Origin of the sequence: Sphaerisporangium krabiense, assembly GCF_014200435.1 — a bacterium.
In the GTDB taxonomy this organism is placed as follows: Bacteria; Actinomycetota; Actinomycetes; order Streptosporangiales; family Streptosporangiaceae; genus Sphaerisporangium; species Sphaerisporangium krabiense.
This window is the reverse complement of the sequence record NZ_JACHBR010000002.1, coordinates 114,224-128,865: the sequence shown is the minus strand read 5'-3', so window position 1 is coordinate 128,865 and position 14,642 is coordinate 114,224. Positions and strand designations below refer to the sequence as shown.

At 73.2% G+C, this 14,642-nt stretch carries 15 protein-coding genes and 1 tRNA gene; 7 read left to right on the top strand and 9 right to left on the bottom strand.

Annotation, left to right across the window (positions count from 1 at the left end; all coding sequences use genetic code 11):
* The first annotated feature begins 105 nt into the window (after nt 1-105).
* Both BJ981_RS28685 and BJ981_RS28680 read left to right on the top strand, forming a co-directional pair.
* Nucleotides 106-1,230: a YflT domain-containing protein gene (locus BJ981_RS28685; protein ID WP_184616555.1), complete on the top strand. Its 1,125-nt coding sequence runs from the start codon at nt 106-108 to the stop codon at nt 1,228-1,230.
* 210 nt (nt 1,231-1,440) lie between these two features.
* A complete protein-coding gene (locus BJ981_RS28680; RefSeq protein ID WP_239139556.1) occupies nt 1,441-1,815 on the top strand; it encodes an FKBP-type peptidyl-prolyl cis-trans isomerase in 375 nt (124 codons plus the stop codon).
* A 209-nt stretch (nt 1,816-2,024) separates the two neighbouring features.
* On the opposite strand, the gene BJ981_RS28675 is transcribed toward BJ981_RS28680, so the two are convergent.
* The gene (locus BJ981_RS28675) at nt 2,025-2,606 is read right to left on the bottom strand and encodes a GNAT family N-acetyltransferase (RefSeq protein ID WP_239139555.1); all 582 of its coding nucleotides are present in this window, start codon (nt 2,604-2,606) and stop codon (nt 2,025-2,027) included.
* A 171-nt stretch (nt 2,607-2,777) separates the two neighbouring features.
* Between BJ981_RS28675 and BJ981_RS28670 the strand changes: the two genes are divergently transcribed.
* Together BJ981_RS28670 and BJ981_RS38675 are read left to right on the top strand one after the other, a co-directional pair.
* Nucleotides 2,778-4,316, top strand: a complete 1,539-nt coding sequence (locus BJ981_RS28670) for an ATP-dependent DNA ligase (RefSeq protein WP_221315396.1) — start codon at nt 2,778-2,780, stop codon at nt 4,314-4,316.
* Nucleotides 4,317-4,746: 430 nt separating this feature from the next.
* On the top strand, nt 4,747-5,574 hold the full coding sequence (locus BJ981_RS38675) for a septal ring lytic transglycosylase RlpA family protein (protein WP_275422325.1): 828 nt from the start codon (nt 4,747-4,749) through the stop codon (nt 5,572-5,574).
* A gap of 43 nt (nt 5,575-5,617) precedes the next feature.
* On the opposite strand, the gene BJ981_RS28660 is transcribed toward BJ981_RS38675, so the two are convergent.
* On the bottom strand, nt 5,618-6,172 hold the full coding sequence (locus tag BJ981_RS28660) for a DUF1707 and DUF4870 domain-containing protein (RefSeq protein ID WP_239139554.1): 555 nt from the start codon (nt 6,170-6,172) through the stop codon (nt 5,618-5,620).
* A 239-nt stretch (nt 6,173-6,411) separates the two neighbouring features.
* Between BJ981_RS28660 and BJ981_RS28655 the strand changes: the two genes are divergently transcribed.
* Nucleotides 6,412-6,753 carry a hypothetical protein gene (locus tag BJ981_RS28655; RefSeq protein WP_184616552.1) on the top strand — a complete coding sequence of 114 codons (342 nt, stop codon included), beginning with the start codon at nt 6,412-6,414 and terminating at the stop codon, nt 6,751-6,753.
* Nucleotides 6,754-6,894: 141 nt separating this feature from the next.
* Here the strand turns inward: BJ981_RS28655 and BJ981_RS28650 are convergent, their stop codons facing one another.
* Nucleotides 6,895-7,986 carry a DUF4192 domain-containing protein gene (locus tag BJ981_RS28650; protein ID WP_184616551.1) on the bottom strand — a complete coding sequence of 364 codons (1,092 nt, stop codon included), beginning with the start codon at nt 7,984-7,986 and terminating at the stop codon, nt 6,895-6,897.
* 127 nt (nt 7,987-8,113) lie between these two features.
* Here BJ981_RS28650 and BJ981_RS28645 point away from each other — a divergent pair, with 127 nt between their 5' ends.
* Entirely contained in the window at nt 8,114-8,644 is a 531-nt protein-coding gene (locus tag BJ981_RS28645; protein WP_204070545.1) for a DUF5990 family protein, read from the top strand.
* Here BJ981_RS28645 and BJ981_RS28640 read toward each other — a convergent pair.
* From BJ981_RS28640 to BJ981_RS28620, 5 genes are all read right to left on the bottom strand, one after another.
* Nucleotides 8,580-9,392, bottom strand: a complete 813-nt coding sequence (locus BJ981_RS28640) for an EI24 domain-containing protein (protein WP_239139553.1) — start codon at nt 9,390-9,392, stop codon at nt 8,580-8,582. The two genes, BJ981_RS28645 and BJ981_RS28640, sit on opposite strands and share 65 nt — an antisense overlap.
* Nucleotides 9,393-9,432: 40 nt before the next feature.
* The gene (locus BJ981_RS28635) at nt 9,433-10,044 is read right to left on the bottom strand and encodes a Maf family protein (protein WP_184616550.1); all 612 of its coding nucleotides are present in this window, start codon (nt 10,042-10,044) and stop codon (nt 9,433-9,435) included.
* Between the two features lie 53 nt (nt 10,045-10,097).
* A complete protein-coding gene (locus BJ981_RS28630) occupies nt 10,098-11,276 on the bottom strand; it encodes a hypothetical protein (protein WP_184616549.1) in 1,179 nt (392 codons plus the stop codon).
* Between the two features lie 124 nt (nt 11,277-11,400).
* Complete coding sequence (locus tag BJ981_RS39460; protein WP_204070544.1) at nt 11,401-12,108, bottom strand: peptidyl-tRNA hydrolase; 708 nt, start codon at nt 12,106-12,108, stop codon at nt 11,401-11,403.
* Nucleotides 12,109-12,143: 35 nt separating this feature from the next.
* Nucleotides 12,144-13,466, bottom strand: coding sequence for an MFS transporter (locus BJ981_RS28620; RefSeq protein ID WP_184616547.1), 1,323 nt, complete (start codon nt 13,464-13,466; stop codon nt 12,144-12,146).
* 71 nt (nt 13,467-13,537) lie between these two features.
* Between BJ981_RS28620 and BJ981_RS28615 the strand changes: the two genes are divergently transcribed.
* Complete coding sequence (locus BJ981_RS28615) at nt 13,538-14,503, top strand: GlxA family transcriptional regulator (RefSeq protein WP_239139552.1); 966 nt, start codon at nt 13,538-13,540, stop codon at nt 14,501-14,503.
* A 30-nt stretch (nt 14,504-14,533) separates the two neighbouring features.
* Here the strand turns inward: BJ981_RS28615 and BJ981_RS28610 are convergent.
* A tRNA-Ala gene (locus tag BJ981_RS28610) sits at nt 14,534-14,606 on the bottom strand.
* Nucleotides 14,607-14,642 lie beyond the last annotated feature (36 nt).

Below are 14,642 nucleotides of genomic sequence, written 5' to 3'. Positions count from 1 at the left end.
CTGGGTGAGCGGTCAAGCCGTGACACGCGCGCGGTGATATCCCGCCTCCACCGGGTAGCGGGGAGCGTCATAGTGACCCCCTAGCCGCGGAGGCGAGACATCGCCATGATCCAGACATCACCCGCGCCGACCTCGTCCGTCGCCGTCGACCGGCGGCTGCTGGTCAGCTACGACAACTACCGGGCCGCCCAGCGCGCCGTGGACACCCTCTCCGACGCCGGATATCCCGTGCAGAACGTGGCCATCGTCGGCAGCGACCTGCGCCTCGAGGAGACCGTCACCGGACGGCTCACCAACCCGCGCGCCGCCCTGTCCGGCGCGATCAGCGGCGCCGTGTTCGGCCTCGTCGTCGGCATGTTCCTCGGACTGTTCACCTCCACCACCGCGTCGTTCTTCGCCCTGGCCATATGGGCGGCGCTGTGGGGAGCCGTGATGGGCGCCGGCTTCGGCTTCGCCGGACACGCCTTCAAGCGCGGCACGCGGGACTTCAGCTCACGAAGCATGATCGTGGCGGGCCGCTACGACGTCCTGGTCCCCTCCGCCGCGCTGCAGGAGGCCATCACGGTGCTGGAGGGCGGCCTGCGCCCCGCCGACACGGTCGTCGTCGCCCGTCCCCCGTCCAGCGGCCCATACGCCGCCGGCGCCCCCACCGCCCCCACCGCTCCTCAATCCGCTCCGCCTTCTCCCCCCGCGGACCTGTCCCCGCCCCCCGTCGCACCGAAGCCGTCCAGTGCGGCCCCGTCGACCCCCACGCCTCCTCTCCCGACCGGCACCCCGTCCGGCTCCTCGGGCGGCGAAGCGTCCGCGATCAGAGTGTCCGGTCCTGGCGCCGCGTCGTCGGATCGGCCCGCGACGTCCGGCGAGCCCATCCTCCCGCCGCCCACCGACAAGGCCGAGGCCATGGAAGAGGCCACGATCGCCCTCCCCTTGTCGACGGTCCGCGCGGCGACGACCTCCTCGGACTCCGGTCCCACCACCACGCCCCCCGCGGAGCCCGACGCTCCGGCCGCCCCCGATCCTGGTCCCGGCCGCGAGCCCACACCCCCGAGACCCACGGCGCCCACCGACTCCGGCTTCTCCGCCGCCGAACCCCCGGATGCCGCCGCCGAGCACCCGGATGCCGCCGTCAAGCATCCGCAGGCCGCCTCCACCGCGCCGGAGCCGGCGCCGACCGCCTCCTCCGACCCCGCACGATCGGGCGAGGGCCTCAACGCCCGGCCGAAGCCCTGACCGACGAGTCCCCGGGCAGGACACCGCCCCTGGACGCCACTGTGCGGGCGCCCTGCGGCGTGAATCGCGTAACACGCCCTCGGCGCCCGCCCGGCGGCGCGACCCCGTAGAGTCGTGCGGTCGGCCGGGGACCCCGGTCGACGGTCCGGTCCCAGCGCGGCCGATCCCATGGACGCGCACCGTCAACGAACTGTGAAACAAGGAGAACACGTGGCTCTCAAGAAGCCCGAGATCGACTTCCCCGAGGGCGAAGCGCCGGCCGACCTCGAGATCGTCGACATCACCGTGGGCGATGGCGAGGAGGCCAAGCCCGGCCACACGGTGAAGGTGCACTACGTCGGCGTGGCGTTCTCCACCGGCGAGGAGTTCGACGCGTCCTGGAACCGCGGCGACGCCTTCCAGTTCCCGCTCGGCGGCGGCCGTGTCATCGCCGGATGGGACCAGGGCGTGGCCGGGATGCGCGTGGGCGGCCGCCGCCGCCTCACCATCCCGCCGCACCTCGGCTACGGCGACCACGGCGCGGGCAACGCCATCAAGCCCGGCGAGACCCTGATCTTCGTGGTGGACCTGCTCGGAGTGAACTGACCCCTCCAGCCGCCCAAGTGCCGTGGTGACCCGGCTCGCCGCCCACCCGGTCAAGCCCACCCACCACGGCACTACGGCCCCCGGCCCTCCGGACCCACACAGCGGCGCGGCAGGGGCCATCACCTCTCAGCCAGGACGCGCGGTTCACCAGTGGCCGAGGTTTCTTTCGGTACCGGCAGGGCTTCTCGCGTTCTTAGGCCTCCCCTCATTCAGAGGGCTCGAGGTAGCCATTCGTCGCGGGTCAGGGCGTATTCGACTTCGCCGTGTTCTGAGCCGTCGATGGATTCGGGCCAGTTCTGGAAGAAGGTACGGACGTAGGTCAGGCCGGACTTCTCCATGACGCGCCGGGAACCGGTGTTGACGGCCATCGTCTGGGCCATCACGCGCCGGAGGCCCAGCTCGGTGAACGCCTCGCGTATCAGGGCGCGGGCGCCCTCGGTGGCGTACCCCTGGCCCCACACGCGGGTGGGCAGACGGTATCCCAGCTCGGCCACGTCCGGCCCGGTGTCGAGGGGCCGCAGTTCGAACCAGCCCGCGAAGCGTCCGGCGTCCCGTTCCTCGGCGGCCCAGTAGGCACGGCCCGGCGGCCAGGCGTAGGGACGCATCAGGCGGGGCAGGGTTTCCCGGCGGACCGTGTCCCACGAGCACGGCCGCCCGCCGTTGATGAAGCGCATGACCGCGGGGTCGTCGTCGAGCGCGTGGACGTGGCCGGCGTCCGCCTCGGTGAAGGGGCGCAGCCGGAGCCGCTCGGTCACCAGGAAGGTCTCCACCCGCCCATGGTGGCCGCCCACGACGGCACACTCCACCCGATTTCCGTCGGCCTCTCGTGGGCTCCATCGCACCTGGTAACAGGACATATCACGCTCCCCGGGACGGCACCGCCATCCTTCCCTGGCGGACAGGATGCGGCATATGACCCTTATGGCGACCTGCGGCAGCATCCGCCGCCCTGAACTGGCACGATGAGGACTGTGCTGCTCATCGACCTCGCCCGCACCTCGTCCGCCGTCGCCGCGGATCCGGCGCGCCTCGCCAAGATCCGGCACCTCGCCGAGTTGCTGAGCAGGGTCGAGCCGGACGAGGCCGAGATCGCCGTCGCCTACCTGTCGGGCGAGCTTCCGCAGCGCCAGATCGGCGTCGGATGGCGCAGCCTGCAGGACCTGCCGGAGCCGCGCCAGATCGCGACCGCGTCGCTCACCGAGGTGGACGCCCTGCTCAGCAGCATCAAGGCGCAGTCCGGCCCCGGCTCCCAAGCGGCCAGAAAGGATCTGCTGGAGCGCCTGTTCCGCTCGGTCACGGCCCAGGAACAGGCATTCCTGCTCCGCCTGCTCGGCGGCGAGATGCGCCAGGGGGCGCTGAACGGCGTCATGATCGAGGCGGTCGCCAAGGCCGCCGCGACACCCGCCGCCGAAGTGCGGCGCGCCCTGACGCTGCGGGGCTGGCTCCCCGCGGTCGGCGCGGCGGCGCTCACCGGCGGCGTGGAGGCGCTGCGGTCCTTCCGCCTGGAGGTGGGCCGCCCCGTCGCCCCCATGCTGGCGCAGAGCGCGCCGAACGTCGCCGCGGCGTTCGAGAAGCTCGGGGGCGGCCCGGTCGCGCTGGAGTGGAAGCTCGACGGCGTCCGCGTCCAGGCCCACCGCTCGGGGGACGAGGTGAAGGTCTTCACCCGCACGCTCGACGAGATCACCGCGCAGGTCCCCGAGCTGGTCGAGGCGGTGCTGGGCCTCTCCGCGGAGGACCTCGTGCTGGACGGCGAGGTGATCGCCCTGCGTCCCGACGGCCGTCCCGAGCCGTTCCAGGTGACCGCGAGCCGGGTGGCCAGCAAGATCGAGACAGAGCGGCTGCGCGGCACCACGCCGTTGAGCGTGTTCTTCTTCGACGCGCTGCGCGTGAACGGCGAGGACCTGCTGGACCTGCCCGACGGCGAACGTCACGCGGCGCTGGAGCGGGCCGTGCCCGCCGGGCTGATCACGCCGCGCCTGGTCACCTCCGATCCCGAAGAGGGCATGGCGTTCTTCACCGAGGTGCTGCGGCAGGGGCACGAGGGCCTGGTGGCCAAGTCGCCCGCCACCCCCTACGCGGCCGGGCGTCGCGGCGCCGGGTGGGTCAAGGTGAAGCCCCGGCACACGCTCGATCTCGTCGTCCTGGCCGCCGAGTGGGGGCACGGGCGGCGGCAGGGCAAGCTGTCCAACCTGCACCTCGGCGCCCGCGATCCAGAGTCGGGCGAGTTCGTCATGCTGGGCAAGACGTTCAAGGGCCTCACCGACGAGCTCCTCGCCTGGCAGACCGAGCGGTTCCTGGCGATCGCCGACGGGCCGAGCGACGAGTGGATGGTGCGGCTGCGTCCCGAGATGGTGGTCGAGATCGCCTTCGACGGCGTCCAACGCTCGCCGCGCTACCCGGGCGGCATGGCGCTGCGGTTCGCCCGCGTCCTGCGCTACCGCCCGGACAAGAGCCCCGAGGACGCCGACACCGTCGACTCGGTCCGCCAGCTCCTTCTCTGATCACCTCACGGCGGCGGTCTCAATCCGCCCCAGACGCCCTCCCAAAGGCCCGTCCGTGGCCCTCACACCGCTGCCGCCGAGCCGGCCGGCACGCCGCTCGGCGCTCGCCCTTCTGCTGGCTCGGCGGCCTGGACGTCCACGCCGGGTGAAGCCACGGCCCCGGCGGCCGTGAACCCCTGCGAGATCGCTGCTCAGAGCAGGGAACACCCCGCCCACGCATGATCACTTTTCGTGTGAAGTGAGTCACTTTACGTTGTCATGACTTCACTTTGCCCGGCATTTATCACGTATGGTGCTGGGCATTACCCAGTGGGCCATTTCAGCCCATTCGGTGTCCGGGACCGCGGCGTGTCGTCCGTCCGCCGCCTCCGGCGCTCCCCCGCGCCGGTCGTCCCGCGTCCTTGTTCCCTACCTAGGACAGTGGTTTCCCTTGGGTCAGCACAGCGCTCCGGCACGCCGGCACGACTTCGACACGCCCTCCGAACCCGACGGCGGCGCCAGGCGGCGCTGGGGCACCGTGATCGCCGCCACCGCCGTGGTCGCCACCGCGTCCGCGGGCGCGTGGGTCGCCCTCGGCGACGACTCGGCCGGCCCGGCCGCGGGCGCCGTCACCGCCCGGCAGACCACCATCGCCTCCGTCACCGGTCCGAGCGCGACGGACGGCACGCTCGCCGTCACGTGGCCGCTCGACGCGGCCTCCCCGCACACGTCCCCCGGAGAAGGGGTCCTGGCCCCGACCCCCGTGCCCACACCGCCCGGCGACACCCCGGCCGGCCCATCGTCGGCGGGTGAGGCGTCCCCGTCCCCTGATCGCACGAAGGCCGCCGAACCGGTCGGCAGGATCTCCAAGTCGAAGAATTCGAGCGAAGCGTCCAGCGCCCCGACCCAGAAGAGCGCCGGACCGCAGAAGGCCTCGACCGGCGCCGGCACCAAGAAGACGAAGAAGGCCAAGAAGCCCGCCCGCAAGGTGATCGCCTCCGGCAGGTGCGGCGCCTCCTACTACGACGAGGGCCAGATGACGGCCAGCGGCGAGCGGTTCAACCCCAACGCGATGACCGCGGCCCACAAGACCCTCCCCATGGGCAGCAAGGTACGGGTGACCAACCCCGGCAGCGGCGCCTCCGTGACCGTCCGCATCAACGACCGCGGCCCCTACATCGGCGGCCGGTGCCTGGACCTGTCACGTGCCGCCTTCGACGCCATCGGCAGCCTCAGCGCCGGCACGATGACCGTGAAGTACCAGGTGCTCGCCCGCTGAACGCCTCCCCCTGCGCTCGCCGCCGTACGGTCCCGTTCGCGGGTCACTTGATGAGGCGGACCGTGAGCGGGTAGGTGAACCGGCCGTCACCGAGCGCGGCCGCTCCCCCGACGATGCTGAGCACGAACGCCAGGATCCAGATGAAGGGGATCAGCACGATGCCGATCACCGTGAACGGCAACAGCAACGTCGCGCCGAGCACCGTCAGGTGGAAGTTGAGCGCCTCGATCGCGTGCCGCCTGATGTACGCCGAGCGCCGCCCTCCGGTGAGCAGCATGATCAGCGGGCCGACGAAGAACAGCCCGCAGAGCGGGAGGAGATGAGCCGCCGCGGCGCCCAGCCGCTCGTTGCCGGTCGGCGGCGCGGCGTAGCCGTGCCCCGGCCAGGAGCGCGGCTGCCCCGGCCACGCGGGCGGCATGGGCGGCGGCGGCACGGACGGCACGGCGTTCAGGTCCGCGACGATCGGCGCCAGATCCCCGTGCACGCGCGCCGTCATCGCCCGGTGAAGCCGCTCGTCGAATTCGTCCTTGCTGAGGCGACCCTCCGCGTAAGCGGAGGTGACCAGCTCGACCACCCCGTCACGGTCGTCGTTGGTCACCCGGAGCTGGGGGTGCTGAGCGCCGCGAAGGTGAGGCGCGGGCCCCCAGCCTCCGGTCGTGGATGTCGCGGGTTGTCTCACTGCCCCTGCCATTAGAGCCCCGTGCCTTCCCATCGGAACAGCCGTCCACCCCATCTTCGGGACCGCGGCGGCCCGGGTCCATCCGGAACATCCCCGAGCCATCCCCGATGTGGCCCGGAGCCGCACATGTGGGGCCGAGTCCAGGTATACAAGGGGATATGAGATGGCGTGATCGCTATGGAATTCGTCGGCTCCGTGGCCGCAAGATCGCGAAGTTCGACCGTGAGGCCAATGACGCCGACATCGAGGCGCTCATAGCCTTCGCGAAATCCCGGCAGGGCGTCGAGTTCTACGTCGAGCCGGAGACGTTCGCCACCGACACCACCGCCGTCGCCGTGGCTCACGACGGTGAATGGACCCGCCGCAGGGTCGGCTCCCCCGCCGTCATCATCAAGGTGGCACGAGGACTCGCCCTCCCTGTGTACGACGTACAGCTCACGGGTTATCCCGGCAGAATGCGCGCCTACAACGACCGCCGCCGAAACAACTCCGAGCAATAACCTCCTGCTCCCTCCCGAGCACCCCTCTCCCTCAAACCCCAGCGCCGCCGAACTCCCCCCTTTCCCCTCCCCCTGCCCATCCTCCGCGGGGGGTTTTTCAAATAGGTCCACGCGGACCTCCAGAAGCTCGGGGAAAGGCCGTCACCTCCGGTCGGGGTCGGAGACGGAGTGGGTGTCGAGGAGCGGGAGCAGCGGGTGAAGCCAGTCCATGCGGGGCGGCCCCATGGCGGCGTCGAGGTCTTCGGACGTGGGCATGCGGTCGCGCAGGATGTCGGGGCCGATGAGGCGGCGGAGGCCCTCGGCGAGCAGGCCGGCCATCGAATAGGACGGGTCGGCGGCCAGGGCGCGCTCGACCGCGATGCCCGCCAGCGCGCAGTCGCCGCGTCGCCAGGCCGCGGCGGCCAGTAAGGAGGCGACGGGGGGCACGAAGGGCGTTTCGAGCCGCCGGGTGAGATCGGCCCAGAGCGCCACGTGGACGTCCTGCGTCGCGTCGTCCATCAACGTCCACGCCTCGTCGCGGACGCGGACGACGGCCAGGTCGAAGCCGAGCCGCGCGGCCTCCGGGTCGGGCGGAGGACCGTGGCCGGGGAACGCGGCGAGGCAGCGGCGCACGCGGTCGAGCGCCTCGCCGACGTATGCCTGCGGCACGTGCGCGGGGTCGGGAACGGAGAGGAGGCCGGCGCGGATCTCGGCCGCGACGCGGCGGGTGGCCTCGGACATCGCGGCCCGCGCCGCCCCGTGCAGGGGCGCGACCGAGCGTCGCAGGGTCTCGCGGTCGGGCAGGGCGACGAGCCCGCCGACGGTGGCGCGGGCCGCGACGGGGCCGGCCACCGTGTCGTAGGCGCGTCCCTCGGGCGGGCAGCATTCCACCCGGCCGCACACATAGGACCAGTAGCGCCCTTCGTGGGCGCGCAGCGCCTCGATGACCTCGACGCCGGCGCCGCCGAACAGCCGCAGGGCCTCGTCCACGGCGGGAGTGACGAGCGGGCCGGGGCCGAACCCGGCCAGGATGACGTGCGTGACGTTCTCGCGGCGGAGCAGGGGGACGAGCCGGTCGAAAGCGCCGGCGGGCTGCGGAAGGTCCCACCGGGTGGTCAAGCGGAGCCTGCCCTGCGCGCCCCGGCCCGTGAAGGCGATCACGACGAGGCTGTCGGCGGGGTGGAACCCGAGCAGGTAGGGAACGGCCCCGAGGATGTCGTCGGGTGAGGTGAGGAGGATCGGTGTCGGTGTCATGGCGCACACGTTCGCGGATCCGTGGCGGCACCACCGGCGCCGAAGCGCGTTCTGTGGACAACGAACCGAGGCGCGTTCGGAACGAGGGCGCGTGCGTGCCCGTGCCCGCGTGCGCGAAGATGGGCCCATGCTGATCCACATACACGGGACCGGGCTGCCGGGGCGTGTTCGCGCTGGTGACGGCACATCCCCGGGGTACGGCAACGTGCATGTCGGCGTGCAGCGGCGCGACCGGACCAGGGAGATCATGGGCATCGTCCCCGGCGACGCCCCGGCGGCCCTGTGGACGATCGAGTGCCAGGCCGTCGAGGCGCCTATGGATGCGGTCGACATCCGGGGGCCGTACGTCCACGGACGCCCCGGGGCCCGGTTCGTCTACCTCTCCTGGGGCACCGTGGACGACGCCGGGGCGTTCACGATGTTCCAGCGCGCCAAGCTCATGTTCGACGCCGTCCCCCCGGCCGTGGCCAGGGCCGCACTGGCCTCCGGATCGCTGCACGCCCGGCTGTGCCTCACCGACGCCAAGGGGCTGCCCCTCTGCGCGGCCGTCCGCCCGCCCCTCGTCACCTGGTCCACCGAGCCGGAAATCCGGTTCAGGGGTGTACCGGTCTCGGGGCGTGTCCCTGGGCGGCGGGCCCGGGGGCCAGGCGCTCCCTGACCATGATCGTGGCGCCGGCCACGGCCGCGGGCATCGCGACCACCGCGCCGAACGGCACCAGGAACATCAGGAACAGCAGCACGCCGAAGCCGAGCGCCGGGGCCTTGTCACCGCGCAGCACGGCGAAGCGCTGTTTGCGGGCCAGCCCGCGGCGTTCCATGGCCAGCGCGGTCAGCTCGACCGTCAGGAAGAAGCCGGACACGGCGGCGGCCAGCACGGGCACGACGGTCTGCCCGACGACGGGCACGAACCCGAGGACGAACAGCGGGATCGTGAACATCAGCGCGTACCCGAGGGTGATCACGCTGTCGCGCAGCGACCTCGGGATGGACCGCCACAGCGGGACCTCGGGCACGGCCTCCAGCCCGCCGAGGTCCTGCTCGACCCGCTCGGAGAGCTTCTCGTAGAACGGCTCCCCGATCGCGAGCGTCGCGGCCGTGAACGTGAGGACCGACAGCACGAGCCCGAGCGCGAAGATCACCACGCCGAGCAGCACGCGCACGGTCTGGCGGAGGCCGGAGTTCCAGCCGTCGGCGAAGGGGGTCGCCCAGGCGGCCAGGTCGCCCGCGTAGGTGCCGAGCAGCACCAGGGCGACGATGTAGAGGACCAGCGCGAGCAGTGCGGGGATGAGCCCGAAGAGCCACTGGCGGGGATTGCGGGCGACCCAGCCGAGACCACGAAGGACATATCTGACGCCGTCGGCGAAGCCGCCGACGCCGCGGCGGACGGGCCGGCCCATGCTGTTCATGCCCGGCAGGCTAGCGCCTTCCGCCCGGTTCGTCGCACGATCAGTGGAGAGATCCCTGTTTCCAGAGCGACGTCACCTGGACGCCGAGTTCGGCGAGCAGGCGCCGGACCAGCGGCAGCGAGATGCCGAGCACGTTCCCGTGGTCGCCGTCGATGCCCTCGACGAACCAGCCGCCGTGACCGTCCAGCGTGAACGCCCCCGCCACGCGCAGCGGCTCGCCGGTGGCGACGTAGGCGGCGATCTCGTCGTCGCCGGGCGTGCCGAAGCGCACGACGGTCGCGCCCGCCGCGGACGCCTGCGCGCCGGTGGCGGCGTCGATGACGCAGTGCCCGGTGTACAGCGTCCCCGTGCGGCCGCGCATGGCGCGCCACCGCTCGACGGCCACCTCCGGCGTTTCGGGCTTGCCGTGGGCGCGGCCGTCCAGTTCCAGGACCGAGTCGCAGCCGATGACGAGCCCCTCGGGGAGGCCGGCCGCGACGGCGGACGCCTTGGCGCGGGCCAGGACCAGGCACAGCTCGGCGGGGGCGTCGGCGTAGCGGGCCGACGCGGCCTCCTCGTCGACGTTGCTGACGATCACCTTGGGGTCGAGCCCGGCGCTGCGCAGGAGCGCGAGCCGCGCGGGAGAGGCGGAGGCGAGGACGATCTCGGTCATGTCTTACGAGCCTAGGGCACCGCCCCGCGCCGCCGGTACGGCGGCGGGAACGATCACAGGGCGCGCAGGCTGGCGACGACGGTGTTGATGTCGGCCCTGCGCTTCTTCTGCGCGTCGGGGATCGAGACGAACAGCAGGGCGGGCTTGCCGTCGGGGACGTCGACGAGCGCGACGGCGGCGGTGGCGGCGCGCTTCTTGCCGCCCAGCTTGTACAGGACGCGGTACCCGAGCAGCCAGCCCTTGCGCTTGCCCACCTTGATCGGCTGCGAGGCCGTCCAGGCGATCTTGGCGCCGTGCGGGTGGTGGTTGAGAGTCCAGCGCGCGGCCAGGAAGGCGGTGTCCTTGAGGTCGTCCTGCACGGCGATGGGCACCGGGCAGGAGGCCAGCAGGCCCCGGTATCCGGTTCCCTTCACCGCCGGGAGCGTGCGCCGGGTGCCGAAGGGCGCCGACTTGGCGAGCTTCCACTGTTTGGCGAAGCGGGCGAAGGAGATGCCGGACCGCTTGTCGGTCACCCGGCCCTTCGTCGGCCCGCCGCGCCCGGGGTAGTTGGTGAGCTTGCGGTCGCGGGGCAGCTTGGGCATGCGAGGGTCGGCCTGGGCCGCCGCGAGCGGCGTCTTGCCCGTGCTCGCGGACGGCGACGGGGTGGCCGGCGAACTCGGGGAGGCTCCGGCGGACGACGTGACCCCGGCGGACGGCACGACGGCACCGGTGGACGCGGAGACGGCCGGCGAGGCGGGCGGCACGACGACGCCGGCGGACGCCGACGCGGCGGACGCGGGCGACGGGCCGGAGGAGACGCCGGGCGAGAACCCGGACGCCGAGGAGGCCGGGGACGCCGCGGGCGAGGCGACCGGCGACGCCGAGACGGAGGCCGCCGGGGAGGTCGAAACGGAGGCCGAGGCCGCCGGGGAGACGACCGGCGCGGCGGCCGTGACGGCGGGCGCCGGGTGCGCGGCGGCCGGCGTCCCCGTGGCCGGGGAGCGGGTGACGAACAGCACGAGCCCGGCCACGGCGACGGCGAGCACGGTGACGGCCGCGACCAGCAGGCGGTAGATGACGCGCATCGGAAGGTCGCCGAGGCGCGCGATCAGCGAACGCCTGGGGCGCGGCTCCGGGTCCTCGGCCGACGGCGGCGCCTCCGCCGTGACCTTGGGAAGTGGCGCGGTCTCCGCGTCTGCCGCCACGTACGTCGGGACGGCTTTGCCGTAGTTCCCACCCACCCCATTTGGCACGTTGGGAGCGTACGGCATATTCCGCCCGGCCGTCCGACGCCCCGATCACACTTCGGGAACGAGTACCCGCCGCGCGCGGGGTTTTCCTGGCCTCTGACCTGAGCTTTCCCGTCCGGTCAACGGGTCACGGCGACGGGTTGCGCAGCGGCCCCCAGCCGGCCGGGCGGTGGCCGCCGGCCCGTAGCCACGGGGCGTCGGCGACGACCGTGCGCGACCCGGGCTCGATCTCGGTGAACCCCGCGTCCCGCACGACGGGCAGCCCGCTGTCCACCAGGGCGGACCAGCGGCGCGGCCCGGCGACGCGCACCGCGACGGGCAGGCCGTCCGCCCGCCACGCCTCGCGGGCGGGCTCGTCGGTGCCCCACCAGGCGAGCTGCGCCGCGTGCCCGGCCTGGGCCATGGCCTTGCCCGCCGACATCTCCAGGGAGGGGTTCAGCCACAGGATCGCCGCGCCGGGCGCGGGCTCGCCGGGGGGCGCGGTGTCGGCGAGGTCGGTGCCGGAGACCTGGAGCCGCGACAGGTCCTTGGGCCAGGCGTCGAGCGGGACGGGCGGGTGGACGCGCACCTCGGCGGAGCGCACGGCGACGGTGATGCCGGGCAGGTCCAGCACGCGCCGCCACTCGCCGCCCCGCGCCCGGCGGACGACCTTCCTGATGCCGATGGTCTCCCAGACGGTCACGGGCTCGGCCCACTCGCCGCTCAGGGCCCGCTCGTCGTTGAGCAGGCTGAGCACGGCCAGCGCAGCGGCCTCCAGGGCGTCGGTGCGCTGCGGCGGGGCGGCCCGCTCGATCCTGACGACGAGCGGGAGCACTCTCTGGTCTGGCGGGTTCACGGCACCAAGGATCTCAGGCGGCGGACCCGCCGGGCTCACGCCCTGCCCGCCTCCGCCGGGGCGGCCTCCTGCACGGGCGGCGCGGGCGTGGCCGGGGGGAGGGGCCCGCGCCCGATGCGCAGCGACACGAGGGCGGCGAGCGCGCACAGGGCGCCCGCGCCGTACCAGGCGGCGTCGTACTGGCCGAGGTGGTCGCGGGCCAGCCCGGCGAGCACGGCGGCGATGGCGGCGCCGACCTGGTGGGCGGCGAAGACCCAGCCGAACACGACCGCGCCGTCGGGACCGTAGAAGCGGCGGCACAGCGCGACGGTCGGCGGCACGGTGGCCACCCAGTCCAGCCCGTAGAAGATGATGAAGACGAGCATGCTGGGCTCGGTGGTGGCCGAGAACAGGGTGGGCAGGATCAGCAGGGACGCGCCGCGCAGCGCGTAGTAGACGCCGAGCAGGACGCGGGGGTCCACCCGGTCGCTGAGCCACCCCGACAGCACGGTGCCGGCGATGTCGAAGACGCCGATCAGCGCGAGCAGCCCGGCCGCCATGGTCTCGGGCATGCCGTGGTCGTGCGCGGCGGGGATGAAGTGGGTGCCGACCAGCCCGTTGGTGCTGGCCCCGCAGATCGCGAACCCGCCGGCCAGGAACCAGAACGCGCGGGTGCGCGCCGCCGACCGGAGCACGCGCACCGCGCGCGCCGCCGCGCCTCCATGGGACGGGGGCACGGGGACGGCGTCCGGCGCGGCGCCGAGCGCGGTCAGGCCGACGTCCTCGGGGCGGTCGCGCATCAGGAACCACACCAGTGGGACGACGGCGAGCGCGGACCCGGCCACGGCGAGGGCGGCGACGCGCCAGCCGGGTCCTTCGGCCAGCCAGGCGAGCAGAGGGAGGAAGATGAGCTGGCCGGTGGCGCCCGCGGCCGTGAGCAGGCCGGTCACCACGCCCCTGTGCCGGACGAACCACCGGTCGGTGACGGTGGCCACGAAGACCAGCGCCATGGAGCCGGTGCCGAGGCCGACCAGCACGCCCCACAGCGCGACGAGCTGCCAGCTCGCGGTCATGAGCACGGTCAGGCCGCTGCCGAGGGCGACGAGCAGCAGCGCGAAGGTCACCACGCGGCGCATGCCGAGGCGGTCCATCAGAGCGGCGGCGAAGGGCGCGACGAGGCCGAACAGGGTGAGGTTCACCGAGATGGCCAGCGAAATGGTGCCGCGCGTCCAGCCGAACTCGTCCTCCAGGGGGGTGATGAGCACGCCGGGCGTCGCCCGGAACCCGGCGGCCCCCAGAATGGCGACGAAGGCGACGCCGGCCACCACCCAGGCCCGGTGGACACGCCATCTCCGTACCACGTCAGTCGTCGAGGTCATGCCGACCATCATCGGATTTGATCTCGTTCGGGACGAGTGGCTTGATAGCCAATATGTGCAAGAATCCGGCCATGACCCATCGCGTCGTGGTCGTCGCGCTCGACGACTTCGCCACCCTCGACCTCGGCATCCCCGGGCAGGTCTTCCACATCGCCCGGCGGGACGACCGGCGGTTGTACGAGGTGGTCACCTGCTCGCCCGGCGGGCGCCCGGTCCGCGGCCCCGCGGGCTACCGCGTGCTCCCCGACCATGACCTGTCGGTGCTGGCCACGGCCGACACCGTCCTGGTCCCCGGCATCCACGGCGGCGGGCCGGTGAACGACGGCACGATCGATCCGGAATTGCGCGACGCCCTGCGCGACGCGGCGACCCGGTCGCGCATGATGTCGATCTGCACGGGCGCGTTCGTGCTCGCCGCGGCCGGGCTGCTGGACGGTCGCCGGGCCACGACGCACTGGAGGGAGGCCCCCCGCTTCCGCGCGCTGTTCCCGCGGGTGCGCCTGGACCCTGATGTGCTGTTCATCGACGACGGCGACCTGCTGACCTCGGCGGGCGTCGCGGCCGGCATCGACCTGTGCCTGCACGTGCTCCGCCGCGACCACGGCAGCGAGATCGCCAACCGGGTGGCCAGGAGGTGCGTGACGCCGCCGTGGCGCGAGGGCGGTCAGGCGCAGTTCATCGAGCGGCCCCTCCCCGAGCCCGGCGGCGCGACGACGGCCCCGACGCGGGCGTGGATGCTGGAGCGGCTCGCCGACCCCCTGGACCTGGCCGCGCAGGCCCGGCACGCCCGCATGAGCGTGCGCACCTACACGCGCAGGTTCCGCGAGGAGACGGGGCTGAGCCCGGCCAGGTGGCTGACCCTCCAGCGGGTCGAGCACGCCCGGCATCTGCTGGAGTCGACGGCGCTGCCGGTGGACCAGGTGGCCACGCGGGCGGGCTTCGGCACGGCGACCTCCCTGCGCCAGCACCTGCACGCCACCGTCGGCGTCGCGCCGCTGACCTACCGCCACACGTTCGCCGCCCGGCCGGAATCGTGATCGTCGGCCGGACGGCGGGATGAACCGAGGTGGAGCTATGGGGATTCGAACCCCAGACCTCCTCCATGCCATGGAGGCGCGCTACCAGCTGCGCCATAGCCCCTCAGTCGCCCCAGGCGAGACTCCGCCTGGCGCGACG